Source organism: Pseudomonas sp. EZ-C24 (assembly GCF_014525325.1).
In the GTDB taxonomy this organism is placed as follows: domain Bacteria; phylum Pseudomonadota; class Gammaproteobacteria; order Pseudomonadales; family Pseudomonadaceae; genus Aquipseudomonas; species Aquipseudomonas shirazensis.
Genome location: NZ_JACDIU010000015.1, coordinates 26,185 through 46,211 on the forward strand (window position 1 = coordinate 26,185; position 20,027 = coordinate 46,211).

Consider the following 20,027-nt stretch of genomic DNA (forward strand, 5'->3'; position numbering starts at 1 on the left):
CTAGGCAAATACGGTGACGGTTTGGCGGCTGAGGGCAAGCAGCTCGCCGTCAGCCGTCCACAACGCCGCGCAGGCATGGCCGTAGCCATCCTTGGCGTATTCCGTGTCCACGCAATACCGGCACCAGTCATGGGTGCTCAGTTGCGGCCGGGGCTGAATGAATTCGATGGTCCAGGTCAGAGTGCTGCCCGCCGCAGGCTGTTTCAGGTGCGGCAGCAGGCTCGGCGGCCAGGCGTCGACCAAGGCCAGCAGATGCGCTTCGGTCGCGGCTTCCTCAGGCACATCCCGCAGACGCACCCAGCCGCCCATTTGCCGTGAAGTGTTGCCACTGAAGGGCAGCCCGCCGAGCGTCCAGCGCAAGGCCACATTGCGCATGAACTCTGGCGTCACACCTTTGATATAAGGCAGTTCCGGCGCTGCTTCGGCGAGCGCCTTCATCTCGACCGGGGGCTGCGCAGGAACATCTATCAGCGAGGAGCGGCCCGCGCCAAAGCTGCCCTGCACGATCGTCACTACCTGGCCTTGCTGCACAGCACGCCCAAGCAGGGTGCTGACGGCTTTACCCTCCCGCAGCACCTCTATCTCGAAGCTGATTGGGACATCTGCCGCGGCGGGAGCAACGAAGGTGATGGCCAGCGAGCGCACCGGACGCTCGTCGACAAGTTGCAGGCGCATGCGCTCATAGACCATGGCAGCCATCAGTCCGCCGAAAACTGCACGCCCCTGCGCCCAGGTGGCAGGCACCGTGACGGCTTCTGGTGATTGTTGTACCGCGGCCAGCAATTGGGTGAAGGTCATGGCGATCTCGCAGGCTTGGCTATCGAATCGGGGCGCCCAGGCGCCCCAGCTGCAGCCGATCTTAACCAGCTGCGCTCGCCGATGCAGGCTTCATATCGGTCAATCCAGCGCCTAGCGGCGTGACACTGCCTTGTGCAGGCGCTTCAAGGTCAGGTCGCCTTGCCGCTCAGCGGCCTCAAGCTCAGCCTGCCAGGCCGCCTGGCAGGGCCGTAGCGCTGCGTCGAGCGGTACCTGCACCAACCACTGCAGACGGTCGTGCCAATCGCCCAGATCGCCTTGTGCGCGCTTGAGCAGGCGCTGCAACTTGCCGCCGGCATGATCAAGCTGTGGGTAGGCCTCATCGCCATAGCGCACCCGCTTGATCAGCAGGCGCAAACGGTGCCGATCGTGGGCTGGGTCGAGTAACCCCTGCTGCAGTCTGTGCCACTGTTTGCCGAGGCGTTTGTCGACGCGTTTTTGCAGGCCTTTGACCAGGCCTTCGCGATCCGCTGCCCGCAGAAACGCCGGAAACGCGTCGATGATCGCCAGCATGCGCGTCAACTCGGGACTCGCGGCCACAGTGGCAAAGGTCTGCGCCCTGCCCCGCAGGCGCCGCTCGGCAGCGTCCTGTTGACCACGCTCGCGCAACTCGGCAGCGAGCACCTCACGGTCACGCAGCGGCGTGGTCAGGGCGCCCAGTGCCCGCGCGGCATCTTCCAACTGATCGACTGCAGGCAAGCCCCGCAGCGGCCGCAGCAAACTGCGCAGGCGCCGCGTGGTGGTGCGCAGGTCGTGCAGGGCTTCACTGTCGACATCAGCCGCCAGCCGCTCGCGGCAGGCGAGCAAGCGCACCTGCAGGGTCAGCACCTGGGCAACCACGTGATCAAGCATGGCAGACATACAACGCTCCTTGTTCAACGCCCGGCGCGGGACTCACGAATGTAGAAGCGGGCCTTCTCGGATTTTTTCGCACAGCCTTCGAAGCCTTCGAACTGCTGCTGGGTCTTGGCCCCGGTCAACAGCGACAATGCCTTGGAATAACTGACGGTGCCCGCAAACCCTTCGGCCTTGGCCAGGTCGAGCTCCTTCCAGGCGGCGTCCAGCTGGGTTGCGCAGCTATCACGATAGGCCGTCTTGCCGGCGCAGCCAGCGAGCGCCACAACCATCAATGGCAGGCAGATCCATGCTTTCATCAGTAATACCTCAAAGTGCACAAGGGAGTGGCCGTTCGACGCTCGGCCAAGCGAAAAGTGCCCTCATCAGCGTAGTCCAGCAAGGCTTGCATTGAAGCCGAGGGCGCAATGGGTGCATTGTTCGGGGATGGTTGCACAGCCACGAGGGAATGACATGAGTAAACGCGTTGCATTGGTGCTGGGTTCGGGCGGTGCACGAGGCTATGCGCACATCGGGGTGATCGAAGAAATCGAGCGCCGCGGCTACGAGATATCCTGCATTGCCGGCTGCTCGATGGGCGCGGTGGTCGGCGGTATCTATGCGGCAGGCAAGCTCGATGACTATCGCCACTGGATCGAGAGCCTGGATTACCTGGATGTACTGCGGCTGGTCGATGTGAGCTTTCGTCTCGGCGCTATTCGCGGTGACAAGGTGTTTGGCCAGATCCGCAAGATTGTCGGTGAAATCAACATCGAACAGCTGCGCATTCCCTATACGGCGGTGGCCACCGACCTCACCAATCAGCAGGAAATCTGGTTTCAGGAAGGCTGCCTGCACCAGGCCATGCGCGCCTCGGCGGCAATACCAAGCCTGTTCACCCCCGTCGTGCAGGGCAACCGCATGCTGGTCGACGGCGGCATTCTCAACCCGCTGCCGATCGTGCCGGTGGTTTCCAGCCACTGTGACCTGATCATCGCGGTCAACCTCAACGCCACCAACCAGAACCAGTACCAGTTGCCGGTGATCGAGCGCCCCGCCGCGTTCAAGAAGCGCTTCGACGCGCTGATGAGTTCGGTGGGCTCGCGCCTGCCGTTCCGCCGCAAGCCGGCAGAGCAGCTCAGCCGCATCGACCAGGCAGTGCTTGCCGAGAACCTGATCGCAAGCAATCCGTGGCTGGGTGAAGCAGCCAACCCCGAAGGCCAGCAACCCGCTGCGGCGCCCGAGAGCGGCGGCGCACCGCGCTCAGCAGCGGGCTCGTTCATCATCGACAACGTCGGCCCGGCGTCCCTGCTCGACCTGATCAACCAGAGCTTCGAGGTCATGCAGACGTCGCTGGCGCAGTACAAGATTGCCGGCTACCCGCCAGATGTACTGATCAACGTGCCCAAGCGGGTGTGCCAGTTCTTCGAGTTCTACAAGGCACCGGAGCTGATCGCCCTGGGCCGGGAAATCGCCCGCGACACGCTGGACATCTACGAGGGCAAGCGGCGCTGATTACCGCGCATTTGCAGGCTGCAGAAACCAGACAGGCCGCATAAGCGGCCTGTCTGGTTTTGGGCAGATCAACTCAGTAGCGAGTGATCTCGGCATTAGCTGCCAACTGCTTGCGGTAGGCCGCGAAGTCCTGCTGACCGGCACGCGAAGCGAGGTAGCGGCGGATCTGCTGCTTCTCTTCGTCGGTGGCCGCAGCGCCTTCGTTGACGCCGCGCAGTTGGACCACCACCAGGCTGCCATCGGCGAGCACGGCACTGGCGTATTCAGGCTTGTCCTTGCCGGCAGGCTTGGCCAGGCGGAACACTGCCTGCAGCTCGACTGGATCGATACCTTCCTGGCCGCGGCTGACCGCTTCCTGGACTTTCCAGGTCTGACCGTCATGGCCAGCACCGGCGGCGATCGAACCGTCACGCAGACCGGCAATCAGTTTGTCAGCCTTGGCTTTGAGTTCGGCAGTCGCCTTCTCTTTGGCCAGGTGCTCGCTGATCCGTTGCGCGACTGCCTCCAGCGGCAGTTGCTCGGGCTTGCGGTGTTCTTTGACACGCAGCACCAGCACGGTCTCTGGATCCAGCTCGATGGCGCTGCTGTTGGCGCCTTCGTCGATCACTTCCTCGCTGAACGCGGCCTGGACGACCTGGCGGTTAGCGGTAATGCCGTCGCCACCTTCACGCCCGAACGGCGCCGAAGTCTGCACTTTCAAACCCAGGTCCTGAGCCGGCTGGGCCAGGTCGGAGGCTTCAAAGGCGGAGTCTTCCAGTTGCTTGGTCACTTCAACGAAGCGCTGCTCGACCTGCTGGGTTTGCAGCTCGCGGGTCAGCTTGTCTTTCAGGCTGGCGAAGGTCGGCACTTGCGGCGCCTCGACACCCAGCAGCTTGATCAGGTGATAACCAAACTCGCTGCGAACCGGCTGCGACACCTGGTCCTTGTTCAGCTTGTACAGGGCATCTTCAAACTCGGCGTCGTAAGCACCAGGGCCGGCGAAGCCAAGATCACCACCGCTGGCAGCGGAACCGGCGTCCTGCGAGAACTCCTTGGCCAGGGCGGCGAAGTCTTCACCTTTGGCCAGACGCTGCTGGATCTCTTCGATCTTGGCCTTGGCCTGGGCATCGCTGACCTTGTCGTTGACATCGATGAGGATGTGCGCGGCATGGCGTTGCTCGGCCAGGTTGGCGATCTCTTTCTCGTACAGCGCTTGCAGCTCGGCCGGATCGACCTTGACCTGGTCGAAGAACGCCGATTTCTTCAGCTCGATGTAGTCGATGACGACCTGATCCGGCGTCATGAACTCCTTGGCGTGCTGGTCGTAGTGCGCTTTGACCTCTTCATCACTGACCTTGACCGCCGCCGGGTTGGCCTTGAAGGTCAGCGAGGCGAAGTCGCGGGTCTGTTTTTCCAGACGCGCAAACGCCTCGACCTGTTTGTCGGTGACAAAGCTGCTGCCGGCAAGCCCGGTGCGCAGCTGGCCGATGAGCATTTCTTCGGCGAGCATCTCGCGGAACTGCAGGCGCCCGTAGCCCATCTGGCGAATGACCTGGTCGAAGCGGTTTGCATCGAACTTGCCATCAACCTGGAACTCAGGCGTTTGCAGGATCACTTGATCCAGCGCCGCCTCGGAGAATGCAAATTTCGCGTCCTTGGCACCTTCCAACAGCAATTTGCGATCGATCAAGCCTTTGAGCGCTGCTTCACGCAGCATCTTTTCGTCCAGCAGAGCAGGATCGAAGTCCTTGCCCAGCTGTTGCATCAGCTGGCGGCGCTGCATATCGACAGCCTGGCTCAGCTCGTTCTGGCTGATGGTTTCACCGTTTACCTTGGCGGCGTCCTGGCTATGGCTGGCGGCCTGAAAAATCGCCTCGAAGCCCGTCAATGCCATCAGCACGACGATAAGGCCGATGATGGTCTTGGCAATCCAACCCTGTGAATTGTCCCTGATATTCTGCAGCATGCGTCCCCCAGAAACGGTTGTACCACTGCGTCGTCAACCGCGGAGCGTGGGTAGAGTCCTGATAGAAGAAAGGCGCATCCGAAGATGCGCCTTCTCGAAGCGAGCGTGACGGCGGGAACGTTTGCGTCCCGCCGTCACGCGATTGGCCACGGTAGCGCCGCGGCCGGCTGAACAGACGACTTAGTTGACAGCGTCTTTCAGGCCTTTGCCAGGCTTGAAGCCAGGAACCTTGGCGGCGGCGATCTTGATCGCAGCACCGGTTTGCGGGTTACGGCCAGTGCGCTCGGCACGGTCTTTGACCGTGAAAGTACCGAAACCTACCAGAACCACGTCGTCGCCTTTTTGCAGAGCGCCCTGTACGGAGTCGATCACTGCATCCAGAGCCTTACCGGCGGTGGCTTTCGAAATATCAGCAGATGTGGCGATAGCGTCAATCAGTTCCGACTTGTTCACTCTAAGTCCCCTTATATCTCTAATTTAAGTATGTTTCTAAGTATGTAATTAATGCGTGTAAAATTTGTGCGTGCAAAACGAGCGCTGGGTGGCCTGTTGACACGAGCGTGCCGCTTTATAGCAAGGGCCCGAAAAAACTGTCAAGGAAAGCCCCCCAGCGTGAAACGTATTAGTGCGTGCTGATTCTTTCCTTGGCATCGCTGTCGCGCTTGTCATCCTTCGCGACGATCTCCGGAGCCACATCTGGCAAGGGCTCGGGGGCGTATTGCAGCGCAATTTGGAGGACTTCGTCAATCCATTTGACCGGTTTGATCTGAAGATCCTGCTTGATGTTGTCCGGAATCTCTTTCAGGTCACGAACGTTCTCTTCGGGAATGATCACCGTCTTGATCCCACCCCGGTGCGCTGCAAGGAGCTTTTCCTTGAGCCCGCCGATGGCCAGAACCTGACCACGCAAGGTGATCTCGCCGGTCATGGCCACGTCGGCGCGTACCGGGATCTGGGTCAGTGCCGAGACCAATGCGGTGCACATGCCAACGCCTGCGCTCGGGCCATCCTTCGGCGTCGCTCCTTCAGGCATGTGGATGTGAACGTCGCGCTTCTCGTGGAAGTCAGCGGCGATCCCCAGACTACGGGCACGGCTGCGAACCACGGTTTGCGCCGCCGTGATCGACTCGACCATGACGTCACCGAGCGAACCGGTCTTGATCAACTGGCCCTTGCCAGGGATCACTACCGCCTCGATGGTGAGCAATTCCCCGCCCACCTGGGTCCATGCCAGGCCGGTCACTTGACCGATCTGATCCTGCTGCTCAGCCAGGCCGTAACGGAACTTGCGTACGCCCAGGTGATGCTCGAGCTGCTCGCTGGTGACCTTGACCTTCACCGATTTCTGCCCGCTGTGCTCCTTGACCACCTTGCGGCAGATCTTCGCAATCTGACGTTCGAGGCCACGCACACCGGCTTCGCGAGTATAGAAGCGGATGATGTCGCGGATCGCCGAGACATCGATGTCCAGCTCGTCCTTCTTCAGGCCGTTGGCCTTGACCTGCTTGGGCACCAGGTACTTGACCGCGATGTTGATCTTCTCGTCTTCGGTGTAACCCGGCAGACGGATGACTTCCATTCGGTCGAGCAGCGCCGGCGGGATATTCATCGAGTTCGAGGTGCACAGGAACATTACGTCGGACAGGTCGTAATCGACCTCCAGGTAATGGTCGTTGAAATTGTGGTTCTGCTCGGGATCGAGTACTTCCAGCAGTGCCGAGGCCGGATCGCCGCGCATGTCGCTGCCCATCTTGTCGATCTCGTCAAGCAGGAACAGCGGGTTACGTACGCCAACCTTGGTCATTTTCTGGATCAGGCGGCCCGGCATAGAGCCGATGTAGGTACGCCGGTGACCACGAATCTCGGCCTCGTCACGCACGCCACCGAGGGCCATCCGGACGAACTTGCGATTGGTAGCAGTGGCGATCGACTCGGCCAGCGAGGTCTTGCCGACGCCAGGCGGGCCAACCAGGCACAGCACAGGACCACGGATCTTTTTCACCCGCTTCTGTACAGCGAGATACTCAAGGATGCGCTCCTTGACCTCGTCCAGGCCATAGTGGTCGGCGTCGAGAATTTCTTCAGCCTTGGCCAGGTCCAGGCGGACCTTGCTCTGGGCTTTCCATGGCACCTGCACCAGCCAGTCGAGGTAGGTCCGCACCACGGTAGCTTCAGCCGACATAGGCGACATCTGCTTGAGTTTGTTCAGCTCAGCCTGAGCCTTGGTCAGGGCATCTTTGGGCAGGCCAGCGGCATCGATGCGCTTTTTCAGCTCTTCGACTTCGTTGTGGCCTTCATCGCCATCACCAAGCTCCTTCTGAATGGCCTTCATCTGCTCATTCAGGTAGTACTCGCGCTGGCTGCGCTCCATCTGCTTCTTGACCCGGCCGCGGATGCGTTTTTCAACCTGCAGCAGGTCGATCTCGCCATCCAGCAAGGCCAGCACGTGCTCGACCCGCGCCTGCAGGTCGACAATCTCGAGGATCTCTTGCTTCTGCTCGATCTTCAGCGCCATATGCGCGGCCATGGTATCGACCAGGCGACCCGGCTCTTCGATGCTGTTGAGCGAGGACAGTACTTCAGCCGGGACTTTCTTGCCCAACTGCACATACTGCTCGAACTGCGACAGCAAGCTGCGCACGAACACTTCCGACTCACGCTCTGGGGCGTCGGTTTCATCGATCAGGCTGACGTCGGCACGGACATGCCCATCAACCTCGTTGAAACGCTCTACAGCGCCGCGCTGCTCACCTTCGACCAGGACCTTGACGGTGCCATCGGGCAGTTTCAGCAGCTGCAGGACAGTGGCGATGGTGCCGACGCGGTACAGGGCGTCTTCACCTGGATCATCATCGGCAGGGTTTTTCTGGGCAAGCAGCAGGATCTGCTTTTCGCCCGTCATCGCCGCCTCGAGGGCTTCGATGGATTTTTCGCGCCCCACAAACAGCGGGATAACCATGTGCGGGTAAACGACGACATCGCGCAATGGCAAAAGAGGCAAGTCGAGGGTTGTCTTCATGATTTCGCCTCTACAGCGGCCTTATGGCCGAATCCGGTGGAAATAGTGCTTGGACCTAATGTGGGGGTAGGTCCTTCAAATTACAAGCACTTAAGCGGGAAAAGCAGAAAGGGGCCCGAAGGCCCCTTTCATTTTTCACAACGGCTGCCTGGATCAGGCGTCCGGTGCGGCTTTGGCCTGCGGCTCGTTGTTCTCGTAAATGAGCAACGGCTGCGAGGTACCTTCGATGACGCTCTCGTCGATCACCACCTTGCTGACTTCCTTCTGCGAAGGAATCTCGTACATGGTGTCGAGCAACACGCCTTCGAGAATCGAACGCAGGCCACGGGCGCCGGTCTTGCGCTCCAGGGCCTTGCGCGCGACGGCCTTGAGAGCGTCGCTGCGGAACTCGAGGTCCACGCTTTCCATCTCGAACAGCTTGGCGTACTGCTTGGTGAGGGCGTTCTTTGGCTCGGTCAGAATCTGCATCAGCGCAGCTTCGTCCAACTCGTCGAGGGTAGCCAACACCGGCAGACGGCCAACGAACTCAGGGATCAGACCGAACTTGACCAGATCGTCAGGCTCGACTTCACGCAGGGATTCACCAACCTTCTTGCCTTCTTCCTTGCTGCGCACTTCTGCACCAAAACCAATGCCACCTTTGGTGGAACGGCCTTGGATGACCTTCTCGAGGCCAGAGAATGCGCCACCGCAAATGAACAGGATATTGCGGGTATCAACCTGCAGGAATTCCTGTTGCGGGTGCTTGCGACCACCTTGCGGCGGCACGGAAGCCACGGTGCCTTCAATCAACTTCAACAGCGCTTGCTGCACGCCCTCACCCGAAACGTCACGGGTGATCGACGGGTTGTCCGACTTGCGCGAAATCTTGTCGATTTCGTCGATGTAGACAATGCCCATCTGGGCCTTCTCCACGTCGTAGTCGCACTTTTGCAGCAGCTTCTGAATGATGTTCTCGACGTCCTCACCAACATAACCGGCTTCGGTCAGGGTGGTGGCGTCGGCAATGGTAAAAGGTACGTTCAAAAGGCGTGCCAGGGTTTCGGCGAGCAGCGTCTTGCCCGAGCCAGTCGGCCCGATCAGGAGAATGTTGCTCTTGCCGAGTTCGACTTCGTCGCCCTTCTTGTCACGCTGATTCAGGCGCTTGTAGTGGTTGTACACCGCTACCGCGAGCACCTTCTTCGCGCGCTCCTGACCAATCACGTACTGGTCAAGGATGCCGCTGATTTCTTTCGGCGAAGGCAATTTGTGCGCATTGCTTTCGGCCTGGGCTTCCTGCACCTCCTCTCGGATGATGTCGTTGCACAGGTCGACGCACTCGTCGCAGATAAATACCGAGGGCCCAGCAATCAATTTGCGCACTTCGTGCTGGCTTTTGCCGCAGAAGGAGCAATAAAGCAATTTGCCGCTGTCCTCGCCGTTACGGGTGTCAGTCATTCGATCGATCCAATCCGGTAGGCTTGCAACACAAGATGAAGGCAATTGCGGGCTTTTTCAAGTCCGCAGGCAGGCGCTTTTGACGCCTGCCTGCTCTGGCCCTGAGGATCAGGACGCCAGTTGCCGCTTGTCGTATACCGAGTCGACCAGGCCGTACTCGGCCGCGCGCTGCGCGCTCATGAAGTTGTCACGCTCAGTATCACGCTGGATCGTCTCCAGATCCTGGCCAGTGTGGTAGGCCAGCAGCTCGTTGAGACGGGCCTTGATGCTGAGGATTTCCTGGGCGTGGATCTGGATGTCGGTGGCCTGACCCTGGAAGCCGCCAAGCGGCTGGTGGATCATGACGCGCGAGTTCGGCAGGCAGTGACGCTTGCCCTTGGCACCCGCGGTCAACAGGAAGGCACCCATGCTGCAGGCTTGGCCGATGCAGATGGTGGAGACATCCGGCTTGATGAACTGCATGGTGTCGTAGATCGACATGCCCGCAGTCACCGAACCGCCCGGTGAGTTGATGTAGAGATGGATATCCTTGTCCGGGTTTTCCGCTTCGAGGAACAACATCTGCGCCACTACCAGGTTGGCCATGTAGTCTTCTACAGGACCTACCAGGAAGATCACCCGCTCCTTCAAGAGGCGCGAGTAGATGTCATAGGCGCGTTCGCCGCGGGCGGACTGCTCGACAACCATCGGGACCAGACCGCCTGCGGCCTGGATGTCAGAGCTCTGCTGAATATAAGAATTGCGGGACATGTCCTGCACTCACTCCCAAATAGTCATGGCTTGAATACGCACAAGCCAGCGCGAAGGCTGGCTTGTGGTGGTTTCCTACGAGAGCTGCAGATTACTCAGCTTCGGCAGGAGCCTGTGCTGGTTTTACTGCTTCTTCGTACGAGACCGATTTGTCGGTCACAGTCGCTTTCTGCAGGACAGTATCTACAACTTGCTCTTCCAGCACAACCGAACGCACTTCGTTCAGCTGCTGGTCGTTTTTGTAGTACCAGCTGATGACCTGCTCTGGCTCCTGGTAAGCGGAAGCCATTTCTTCGATCATCTCGCGAACCTTGCCTTCGTCAGGCTTGAGGTCGAACTGCTTGACCACTTCAGCCACGATCAGACCCAGCACTACGCGGCGCTTGGCTTGTTCTTCGAACAGCTCGGCCGGCAGTTGCTCAGGCTTGATGTTGCCACCGAACTGCTGAACAGCCTGTACGCGCAGACGGTTGACTTCGTTTTCCAGCAGCGCTTTTGGCACTTCGATCGGGTTGGCGGCCAGCAGACCGTCCATGACCTGGTTTTTTACCTTGGTCTTGATCGCCTGGCGCAGTTCACGCTCCATGTTCTTGCGAACTTCGGTGCGGAAGCCTTCCAGGGTGGTTTCCTTGATGCCGAACTGGGCGAAGAACTCTTCGTTCAGCTCAGGCAGCTGGGGAGCCGAAACGCTGTTCACGGTCATGGTGAACTCAGCAGCTTTGCCAGCCAGGTCGAGGTTCTGGTAGTCCTCTGGGAAGGTCACGTTGACAACGCGCTCTTCGCCAGCCTTGGCGCCTACCAGGCCATCTTCGAAGCCTGGGATCATGCGGCCGGAGCCCAGTACCAGCTGGGTGCCCTTGGCCGAGCCACCGGCGAACTCTTCACCGTCAACCTTGCCGACGAAGTCGATGTTGACCTGGTCGTCGATCTGCGCAGCGCGCTCGACAGTTTCAAAGCGGGTGTTCTGCTTGCGCAGGACTTCCAGCATGTTGTCCAGGTCAGCATCAGCCACTTCGGCGCTCAGACGCTCGACGTTGATCGAGTCGAAGCCGGCAACGGTGAACTCTGGGAACACTTCGAAGATGGCAACGAATTCCAGGTCCTTGCCTTTTTCGAAGGACTTTGGCTCAACGGCCGGGGCGCCAGCCGGGTTCAGCTTCTGCTCAACCACAGCCTCGTAGAAGGACGACTGAACCAGGTCACCGAAGGCTTCCTGACGGGCAGCTTCTTCGTAACGCTGGCGGATCACGCTCATTGGCACCTTGCCAGGGCGGAAGCCCGCAACCTTGGCGCGACGGGCAGTCTGCTGCAGACGCTTGTTGACTTCGGTCTCGACGCGCTCGGCCGGGACGGCGATGGTCATGCGGCGCTCGAGAGCGGAAGTGTTTTCAACCGAAACTTGCATGGATATTCCTCGTTGCACAGACGTTAGCCGGCGAAAGCCCGACTCCAGAATCAAGGGCAAGCATTCTAGTGACTCACGCACCAGAAGTCACCCCACTCAAGACGACGGGAAATCTCGCCGATCGATTTCATGGAAAACCCTGCGCAAAATGCGCCAGGCCTCATCTATAAAGGGCTGCACGCAGGCAGCCGCAGCCCCTGACTGAAAAACCTTGTCAAACAAACACGGCGGCAATCAGCCGTGCTCGGGGCCGATCTCGTTGAACGCGCAGTACTCATCCCACTCCATGCCCAACGCCTCGGCCACCTCACGGTGCACCTCAAGACGCATGGCGTGCAGTTCCTCAGGGCTCTGAGCGACCAATTGCAGGGTCAGTTCCCAGGGCTCGATGCCCTGCTCCTGCGCTGCATCATCAAAGGCCCACTGGATCTGCTGAGCCTGCTCGCGCGGGCTCAATTCGCGGATCTCTTCGAGCATCTGCGGATTGGCCTCGGCAAAGCGTTGCAGTGCCAGCGCCTGGCGAGCTTCTTTGGCTATCATCGGGTATTTCCTCTGGCGGCACGTAACCGCAATTCAACCAGCTGAAATCTATCAGCTTTTATCTGGATTTCACCAGCACACAGTGCGCACCTGGCAGAGCCAAACTGTGGGAAACAAAAAAGGCGCCTGATCATTCGATCGAGGCGCCTTTAATATAAATATGGGGTGGACGATGGGAATCGAACCCACGACAACCGGAATCACAATCCGGCGCTCTACCAACTGAGCTACGCCCACCATAGTGCGGTACTGCGTTGAAACCTTGAAGCATGGTGCGGATGAAGAGACTCGAACTCTTACAGCTTGCGCCGCTGGAACCTAAATCCAGTGTGTCTACCAATTCCACCACATCCGCATGCAACACTTAAATCAAAGGCGCCAGATCGTTCAATCAAGGCGCCTTCGAAAAATATGGGGTGGACGATGGGAATCGAACCCACGACAACCGGAATCACAATCCGGCGCTCTACCAACTGAGCTACGCCCACCATATAGCGGCATTACGTTACTGCATCACTTGCGTGCCTAAGCTGCCTAATGGCGCACCCGGCAGGACTCGAACCTGCGACCATCCGCTTAGAAGGCGGATGCTCTATCCAGCTGAGCTACGGGCACATAAGCAATCTGCCTAACCTCACAGGGGCTGGCAGCAACGCTGCGAACCACCCATTCTGCCCGACTTCGCCAACCAGTGATAGGCTGTGCCCGACAAGTGCGCCGAATGTTATAGACGAGCTGTAAAAGCGTCAACACCTTTCTCTAAAAAATCGAAATTATTGAAGGAGTTAGAGGATTTGCCCGACCACCCGCCTTTGCCCTCGGGCCGTGTCGTGCGAGAATGCGCCATTCTATCTGTTTCTTTCTCGATGGTTAATCACGCGTCTATGACTGCACACCTTATCGATGGCAAGGCGATCGCCGCCAACCTGCGCCAGCAGATCGCTCAACAGGTCGTGGAGCGCCGCCAGCAAGGCCTGCGCACGCCAGGCCTGGCAGTGATCCTGGTCGGCACCGATCCCGCCTCCCAAGTCTATGTATCGCACAAGCGCAAGGACTGCGAAGAGGTCGGCTTTATCTCCCAGGCGTTCGACCTGCCCAGCGAAACCTCCCAGCAAGCGCTGACCGACCTGATCGACCAGCTCAATGAGGACGCCGCAGTCGACGGCATCCTCCTGCAGCTGCCGTTGCCAGCGCACCTCGACGCTTCGCTGCTGCTCGAGCGGATTCGCCCGGACAAGGACGTCGACGGTTTCCATCCGTATAACGTCGGCCGCCTCGCCCAGCGCATCCCGCTGCTGCGCCCATGCACCCCGAAAGGCATCATGGCCCTGCTGGAAAGCACCGGCCAGGACCTGTACGGGATGGACGCTGTGGTCGTCGGCGCCTCGAATATCGTTGGCCGGCCGATGGCCATGGAGCTGCTGCTGGCTGGCTGCACCGTGACCGTCACTCACCGCTTCACCAAGGATCTGGCCGAACACGTCGGCCGCGCCGACCTGGTCGTGGTTGCGGCGGGCAAGCCGGGCCTGGTCAAGGGTGAGTGGATCAAGCCGGGCGCGATCGTCATCGACGTCGGCATCAACCGCCAGGAAGACGGCAAGCTGGTCGGCGATGTGGTCTACGAGACCGCCCTGCCCCGTGCCGGCTGGATTACGCCGGTACCAGGCGGCGTTGGGCCGATGACTCGCGCCTGCCTGCTGGAAAACACCTTGTATGCGGCGCAAGAGCTGCATAAATAAGGTCAATGGTGGCCACGGCTGCTACAGCGTAAAAAAACGGCACTCATGTGCCGTTTTTTTTGAGCCCAGTTCGTCAGATACGTTTGAGCACTCCACCAGGCCACTGCTCTGGCTGCACGTAGCCGTGCGCCCACACCAGCACATCCGCCGCCGGCATGGGCCGCGCAATCGCATACCCCTGAGCCAGATCACAGCCCAGCGCCATCAATACCAGGCCGTGCTCGTGAGTCTCAAGACCCTCGGCGATGACCTCGCGGCCAAAGGCCCGAGCCAGGCCGATCACCGCCCGGGTCAGAGCCAGGTCATCCTGATCATGCAAAATGTCCCGCACGAACGACTTGTCGATCTTGATCGTCTGCGCCTGCAATCGCTTCAGGTAGCTGAGCGAGGAATAGCCGGTACCGAAGTCGTCCAGCGAGAAACGCACCCCAAGGCCCTGACAAGCCGCCAGGCATTGGCTGACGTGCTGGATATTCTCGATGGCGACCGACTCGACGATCTCCAGGTCCAGCAGCGCCGGATCGACCGAGGCATGGCGCGCCAGCAATTGCTCCAGACGCTCGGCAAAATCAGCGCGCTGCAAATGACGCGCAGCGATGTTGACGCTGACCGACCATTGATGACCTTGCGTGTGCCAGCTTTGCAATTGCCTCAAGGCCTGCTCGATCACCCATTCGCCCAGTTCGACGATCAGGTCGGTCTGCTCGACCAATGGCAGAAAATCTCCAGGCATCACCATTCCGTTGAGCGGGTGCTGCCAGCGCAGCAGCCCTTCAAAGCCCAGCACTTCCCCGCTGCGCATATTCACCTTGGGCTGGTAATGCAGGCACAGCTCACCGTCATGCAGGGCCTGGCGAACCCGCGCCACGGTCTGGTGAGTGGCCTTGAGTTCAAGCTCCTGCGTCACGTCGAACAGGTGGTAACGGTTGCGCCCGCGCTGCTTGGCAACATACATGGCCTGATCGGCATGGCGCACCAGGGTGTCGGCATCCTCGTCATCCTGCGGAAATAGGGTAACGCCGATGCTCGCACTGACGATCACGGTCTGCTCGCGTAACGGATAAGGCGCCGCCAGGGCATCGAGGATGCGCTGCAGGCCTGCATGCAGCTGGTCACTGTCCTTTACATGGCGCAGGATCAGCACAAACTCATCCCCTGACAGCCGCGCCACCGAGTCCCCTGCGCGCAAGATCTTTTGCAGACGGCTCGCCACTTCCACCAGCAACCGGTCACCCGCAGCATGCCCGTAGCCGTCGTTGACCGCCTTGAACCGGTCCAGATCAAGCATGCACACGGCCAACGGAATGTTCTCTCTGCGAGAGAAAGCCAGGGCCTGATTGAGCAGATCGGACAGGTAGGCGCGATTGGGCAGCCCGGTCAACACATCGTGTCCGACCCGCCACTGCAGGGTGTGCAGCAGTTGGCGCTTTTCGGTCACGTCGAAGCGGATCGAAACGTACTTGCGAACCTTGCCCGACGCCGGATCAATCAACGGCACCATGGTGCTGTCGACCCAATACAACGAACCGTCCTTGGCACGGTTGCAGATCTCGCCTTTCCAGACCTGCCCGGCCACCAGCGCGCGCCACATGTCGAGGAAGAACTCAGGCTCGTGCAGGCCCGAATTGAGGATCCGGTGGTTGGCGCCGAGCAGTTCCTCCCGGCTGTAGCCGGAGATGCTGCAAAACTGCTGGTTGACGTAGGTGATACGCCCGCTCAGGTCGGCTTCGGAAAAAATCGCGGCCGCGTCCACGGCCGCGCGGTAGTTATCGTCCATATGCCATCCTGGCCCAGCGCTTGAACCGCTTCATCCATACAGATCAGGCGGCCGCTCAAGCAAAAGCGGCGGATTCTACGTGTCCATGCCGAGAATGGAAATGAGGCCAAAGCATCAGCGCACTGGCTAGCGCCGTTTGGGTTCAAGCGGCATCTGCCGCACCCTGCACAGCAAATTGCTCTGGCTCGAGCGCTTGCACAGGTAATTTCCCGCGCCAGAGCGGCCAGATGCAATAGCTCGCAACTGGTCAGACCGGTCAGGCCAAATTCACTTGCAATGTAGGAAATTTCGCGGTTTTATGATCGGGCACTGAACAAACCGGTAAGACCACAATAATTAAGTCCTGCGCTCTTTGGCCCGCTGCTCCATCGAAGCAAGGACACCGATCTGAGACTCCTCCCATGCTTAAGTGGTGCTCGCGTTCGATTTTCCTTCAGGTGGTGCTAGGGCTGGTCCTTGGTATCGTTTGCGGCCTCAGCTTCCCTGAGGTCTCCCTCCAGTTGAAACCCCTCGGCGACGGCTTTATCAAGCTGATCAAGATGCTCATCGGCCTGATCGTGTTCTGCGTGGTGGTCAGTGGCATTTCCGGTGCCGGCGACCTGAAAAAGGTCGGGCGCATCGGCCTCAAGTCGGTGATCTACTTCGAGGTACTGACAACTATTGCCCTGGTCATCGGCCTGGTGTTCGCCTTCAGTACCGGCATCGGTAGCGGCGCCAACATCCATCTGGATCAACTGTCTGTTGCCGACGCCAATGGCCTCGCCGACCGCGGCCAGCAGGTGCACAGCACCGCCACCTTCCTCATGGGCCTGATCCCGACCTCGGTCATCGGCGCCTTCGCCGACAACAACATCCTGCAGGTGCTGCTGTTCTCGGTGCTGTTCGGCAGTGCCCTGAACCTGGTTGGTGAAGCCGCGTCAGGCATTTCGCGCCTGATTAACGAACTCAGCCATGTGATCTTCCGCATCATGGGCATGATCGTGCGCCTGGCACCGATTGGCGTGTTCGGCGCGATCGCTTTCACTACCAGCAAATATGGCCTGGAGTCGCTGCACCACCTGGGCGGCCTGGTCGCGCTGTTCTACCTGACCTGCGCCGGCTTCGTGCTGGTCGTGCTCGGCACCGTGATGCGCCTGTCGGGCCTGCGCCTGCTGCCACTGATCAAGTACCTGCGTGAAGAGCTGACCATCGTCATGGGCACCGCTTCGTCCGACGCTGTACTGCCGCAGATCATGCGCAAGCTCGAGCACCTCGGTATCGGTAGCTCGACGGTTGGCCTGGTGATCCCTACCGGCTACTCGTTCAATCTCGACGGTTTCTCGATCTACCTGACGTTGGCCATCGTGTTCATCGCCAATGCCACCGGCACGCCGCTGGCCATGACTGACCTGATGACCATCTTGCTGGTATCGCTGGTCACCTCCAAAGGCGCCCACGGCATCCCCGGCTCGGCACTGGTGATCCTCGCAGCCACGCTGACCGCAGTGCCGGCGATCCCGGTGGTTGGCCTGGTGCTGGTGCTGGCAGTGGACTGGTTCATGGGTATCGGTCGCGCCCTGACCAACCTGATCGGCAACTGCGTCGCCACCGTGGCCATCGCCCGCTGGGAAAAAGACATCGACCTGGAGCGCGCCAACAACGTGCTCAGCGGCAAACCGGGCTTTGCCCACCAGCCGCGCAAACAACCCATCGCCCATCAACAGGAGTTCTGATTGAAACAGGCCGGCAGCGATGCCGGCCTGTTTCAGGAGCGTTATGCAACTTTTATCAGGAAACGACCCATGATCAGTTCATCGACCGTGGTCACATCAGTAGTGGAAAAACTGCGCCAGGCGCTGGCCCGCGGCCAGTGGCGCAGCGGTGAAATGCTGCCCGGCCAGCGCGAGCTGGCCGAACAGATGGGCATCAGCCGGCCGAGCCTGCGCGAAGCGGTAACCGTCCTCGAAACCCTCGGCCTGGTGCGCTCGCTGCCGGGCAAAGGGGTGCTGGTCCTGGACGCTGACGCCGCCGCAGCGCAGGAGCCGGTCGGCGACGCCGTCGGCGCTGCCAGCCTGGCTGACGTGCTCGAACTGCGTTACACCCTTGAGCCGTTTATCGTCGGCCTGGTCGCGCAGTCGGCTAACAGCCAGGACATAGGCCAACTGCGCCTGACCCTGATGGACATGCGCGAGGCGCTAGACGCCAGCGACAGCGAAGCTGGCGTCAACGCCTACATCGCCTTCCACCAGGAGCTGTTTGCCCTGACCACCAACCCGATTTTCCAGAGCGTGGTGCAACAGACCGGCAATGCCCTCAAGCAAAGCGCCGACATGCTGCGCAATTCGCCCGAGCACCTGGCTGCGCGCCTGCGTGAGAACGAAGCCGTGGTGCGTGCCATCCGTGACAAGAACAGCGCCCAGGCCAGTGCCCAGATGCGTCGGCACATCCTCCAGGAAGGCCTGCGCATGGGTATCGAACTGAATATCCCGGACGAACACCCCGGCCCATGACTCCAGGAGAGCGACCATGACCGCTTGCGCCCACGCCGCCCAGCCCCTGCCTGCCCTGCTCGGCGCCGGCGAGACCCGCCTCTCTGCCGAGCAGATCTACCCACGCTTGTTCGACGCCATCCTCGAACAGCGCCTGCCACCTGGCAGTGCACTGCCGGAACAGGCTCTGGGCGACGCCTTTGGCGTCAGCCGCACGGTGATCCGGCGGGTGCTTGGGCGCTTGTCCGATCAGCAAGTGGTGGTGCAGCGTCCAAGCCATACCGCGCACCTGGCCGCACCCGACCCGCAACAGGCGCGGCAAGTGCTCAGCGCCCGCCGCCTGGCCGAAACCACCCTGATCACCCTGGCGACCCAACGGGCCCGCCCCAATCAGATCCGGCAACTACGGCAACTGGTCGAGCGCGAGCGCCAGCACCATGAACAGGGCGAGCGCTGCACGGCGATCCGCCTCGGCGGCGAGTTCCACCTGAAGCTTGCGCAGATGGCCGCCAACGCACCCTTGGCGCGCTTTCTCAATGGCCTGGTGCCGATGACTTCGTTGATCATTGCCCGCTATGAGTCACCCTGCTGCGACCACTGCGCCTGGGAAGAACACGCCGCGATCATCGATGCCGTTGAAAGTGGCGACAGCAGCGCGGCGCTGACCTTGATGCACGAGCATCTGGACCGGCTCGAAGCCAAGCTCGATCTCGGCCAGGACCACAGCCTTTAGCAAAAACTGCCGCGGGGCCGCTGCCTACCTATAATCAGCTGATCCCCTCAGCCTCTTCACAAGGAGGCGCCGGCATGAATGCGCGTGGTGGCTTGCTCTTGCTCTGCCTGGTGCTGGCGGTAGGCGGCTGTGCCGGCAAGCGGCCCACTGCGCCGCCCCCGGTCGCTCTGAATGTCGGCGCCTGGCAGCAGGTCGATCGCGAACTGATCAACGCCTCGCTGGCTGCCACCGGCTCGGCCAACGACTATGCGCGGCGCTCGATGCGAGTATGGAAGGACGAGGTGCAGAAACGCACCGAAAGCGACTTCATCCCGTGGTTCACCGGCTACTGGACGCAGCAGTGGCTGACCCTGAAAGTCGCCTGGTACAAGATGAACAGCGGCAACGGTGCCGAGCCACCCGAGAAGCGCCTGGCGTTGTATCTGCAGGAGCAGTATCACCAGCGCGTACTCGAGCCGGTGGCACGGGAGATCAACCCCGAAGCCATCCGTGACCGCGCCAGCGAGCTGTACCTGCAACTGTTTGCCCAGCAACTGACGGCCATCATCCAGCGCTACAACGCCCCGCCCGACCAGCTCAGCCAACGCCTCACGCGGGTCAAGGCAATCGCACTAGGCCCACCCGCTGCGCGGGATGCCAGCCTCTATCAACTGCTCAGAGCCAAACCCCTGGCGCAGCAACCAGCCTGGCTTGCGCTGCGCCAGCACCTCAATCAACAGGCAGCCAAACTCGCCAGCCAAACCCAGCTCGGCCTGTCGTCGGTGGCCACTCGCGCCAGTGAAAAGCTCAGCGCCACCCTCGCCCCACGCGGTATTGCCAGTGCGGTGGCGGCGGCGGTGGGCAAGGCCGCCGGGGCGTTGATCTCGGTAGCCGCTACCGGCATCGCGATGATCAGCCACGACCAAGAGCAACCGCAGATGGTCGAGCAACTGCGGGTGATCCTCAACGTTGCCCTCAACCAGGAGTGGCGCGAGCTGATGGACAACCGCCAGAGTGGGGCGATGTCCGGGGTGTATTACCTGTCGGGGCAGATCGAGGATGGCCTGCTG

16 protein-coding genes, 4 tRNA genes and 1 pseudogene are annotated in these 20,027 nt (G+C 60.7%); 6 read left to right on the forward strand and 15 right to left on the reverse strand.

Annotated elements, in window-relative coordinates; translation table 11 throughout:
• The 3 genes from IDM28_RS15190 to IDM28_RS15200 form a co-directional block, all read right to left on the reverse strand.
• Window positions 1-798 (reverse strand): acyl-CoA thioesterase, encoded by a 798-nt coding sequence (locus tag IDM28_RS15190; RefSeq protein WP_188036393.1) that lies wholly within the window; start codon window positions 796-798, stop codon window positions 1-3.
• A gap of 111 nt (window positions 799-909) precedes the next feature.
• The gene (locus tag IDM28_RS15195; RefSeq protein ID WP_188036394.1) at window positions 910-1,677 is read right to left on the reverse strand and encodes a CHAD domain-containing protein; all 768 of its coding nucleotides are present in this window, start codon (window positions 1,675-1,677) and stop codon (window positions 910-912) included.
• A 14-nt stretch (window positions 1,678-1,691) separates the two neighbouring features.
• Window positions 1,692-1,970: a hypothetical protein gene (locus IDM28_RS15200; protein WP_101321064.1), complete on the reverse strand. Its 279-nt coding sequence runs from the start codon at window positions 1,968-1,970 to the stop codon at window positions 1,692-1,694.
• A 154-nt stretch (window positions 1,971-2,124) separates the two neighbouring features.
• On the opposite strand from IDM28_RS15200, the gene IDM28_RS15205 reads away from it, so the two are divergent.
• Window positions 2,125-3,165: a patatin-like phospholipase family protein gene (locus IDM28_RS15205; protein WP_101321066.1), complete on the forward strand. Its 1,041-nt coding sequence runs from the start codon at window positions 2,125-2,127 to the stop codon at window positions 3,163-3,165.
• A gap of 73 nt (window positions 3,166-3,238) precedes the next feature.
• Here IDM28_RS15205 and IDM28_RS15210 read toward each other — a convergent pair whose 3' ends face one another.
• The 11 genes from IDM28_RS15210 to IDM28_RS15260 all read right to left on the reverse strand — a co-directional run bounded on the left by IDM28_RS15210 (window position 3,239) and on the right by IDM28_RS15260 (window position 12,876).
• The gene (locus IDM28_RS15210; protein WP_188036395.1) at window positions 3,239-5,110 is read right to left on the reverse strand and encodes a SurA N-terminal domain-containing protein; all 1,872 of its coding nucleotides are present in this window, start codon (window positions 5,108-5,110) and stop codon (window positions 3,239-3,241) included.
• 180 nt (window positions 5,111-5,290) lie between these two features.
• On the reverse strand, window positions 5,291-5,563 hold the full coding sequence (locus IDM28_RS15215; protein ID WP_101321070.1) for an HU family DNA-binding protein: 273 nt from the start codon (window positions 5,561-5,563) through the stop codon (window positions 5,291-5,293).
• A gap of 169 nt (window positions 5,564-5,732) precedes the next feature.
• On the reverse strand, window positions 5,733-8,129 hold the full coding sequence (gene lon / locus IDM28_RS15220) for an endopeptidase La (protein WP_101321072.1): 2,397 nt from the start codon (window positions 8,127-8,129) through the stop codon (window positions 5,733-5,735).
• Between the two features lie 153 nt (window positions 8,130-8,282).
• Window positions 8,283-9,566, reverse strand: a complete 1,284-nt coding sequence (gene clpX, locus IDM28_RS15225; RefSeq protein WP_101321075.1) for an ATP-dependent Clp protease ATP-binding subunit ClpX — start codon at window positions 9,564-9,566, stop codon at window positions 8,283-8,285.
• A gap of 108 nt (window positions 9,567-9,674) precedes the next feature.
• A complete protein-coding gene (gene clpP / locus IDM28_RS15230; RefSeq protein ID WP_101321077.1) occupies window positions 9,675-10,316 on the reverse strand; it encodes an ATP-dependent Clp endopeptidase proteolytic subunit ClpP in 642 nt (213 codons plus the stop codon).
• A 91-nt stretch (window positions 10,317-10,407) separates the two neighbouring features.
• Window positions 10,408-11,721, reverse strand: coding sequence for a trigger factor (gene tig, locus IDM28_RS15235; RefSeq protein ID WP_188036396.1), 1,314 nt, complete (start codon window positions 11,719-11,721; stop codon window positions 10,408-10,410).
• Between the two features lie 234 nt (window positions 11,722-11,955).
• Window positions 11,956-12,261, reverse strand: a complete 306-nt coding sequence (locus IDM28_RS15240) for a DUF6388 family protein (RefSeq protein WP_188036397.1) — start codon at window positions 12,259-12,261, stop codon at window positions 11,956-11,958.
• 161 nt (window positions 12,262-12,422) lie between these two features.
• A tRNA-His gene (locus tag IDM28_RS15245) sits at window positions 12,423-12,498 on the reverse strand.
• Window positions 12,499-12,531: 33 nt separating this feature from the next.
• Window positions 12,532-12,616: transfer RNA gene (locus IDM28_RS15250), tRNA-Leu, on the reverse strand.
• 57 nt (window positions 12,617-12,673) lie between these two features.
• Window positions 12,674-12,749, reverse strand: a tRNA-His gene (locus IDM28_RS15255).
• 50 nt (window positions 12,750-12,799) lie between these two features.
• Window positions 12,800-12,876: transfer RNA gene (locus tag IDM28_RS15260), tRNA-Arg, on the reverse strand.
• A gap of 269 nt (window positions 12,877-13,145) precedes the next feature.
• On the opposite strand from IDM28_RS15260, the gene folD reads away from it, so the two are divergent.
• Complete coding sequence (gene folD / locus IDM28_RS15265) at window positions 13,146-14,000, forward strand: bifunctional methylenetetrahydrofolate dehydrogenase/methenyltetrahydrofolate cyclohydrolase FolD (RefSeq protein WP_101321083.1); 855 nt, start codon at window positions 13,146-13,148, stop codon at window positions 13,998-14,000.
• A 73-nt stretch (window positions 14,001-14,073) separates the two neighbouring features.
• On the opposite strand, the gene IDM28_RS15270 is transcribed toward folD, so the two are convergent.
• Window positions 14,074-15,777 carry a putative bifunctional diguanylate cyclase/phosphodiesterase gene (locus IDM28_RS15270; protein ID WP_101321085.1) on the reverse strand — a complete coding sequence of 568 codons (1,704 nt, stop codon included), beginning with the start codon at window positions 15,775-15,777 and terminating at the stop codon, window positions 14,074-14,076.
• A gap of 401 nt (window positions 15,778-16,178) precedes the next feature.
• Between IDM28_RS15270 and IDM28_RS15275 the strand changes: the two genes are divergently transcribed.
• The 4 genes and pseudogenes from IDM28_RS15275 to IDM28_RS15290 all read left to right on the forward strand — a co-directional run.
• Complete coding sequence (locus IDM28_RS15275) at window positions 16,179-17,489, forward strand: C4-dicarboxylate transporter DctA (protein ID WP_101321087.1); 1,311 nt, start codon at window positions 16,179-16,181, stop codon at window positions 17,487-17,489.
• Between the two features lie 69 nt (window positions 17,490-17,558).
• A complete protein-coding gene (locus tag IDM28_RS15280) occupies window positions 17,559-18,266 on the forward strand; it encodes a FadR/GntR family transcriptional regulator (RefSeq protein WP_101323070.1) in 708 nt (235 codons plus the stop codon).
• Between the two features lie 16 nt (window positions 18,267-18,282).
• Window positions 18,283-18,978 (forward strand): GntR family transcriptional regulator, encoded by a 696-nt coding sequence (locus IDM28_RS15285; RefSeq protein ID WP_101321089.1) that lies wholly within the window; start codon window positions 18,283-18,285, stop codon window positions 18,976-18,978.
• Window positions 18,979-19,052: 74 nt separating this feature from the next.
• Window positions 19,053-20,027, forward strand: a pseudogene (locus tag IDM28_RS15290) (hypothetical protein); the annotation flags it as partial.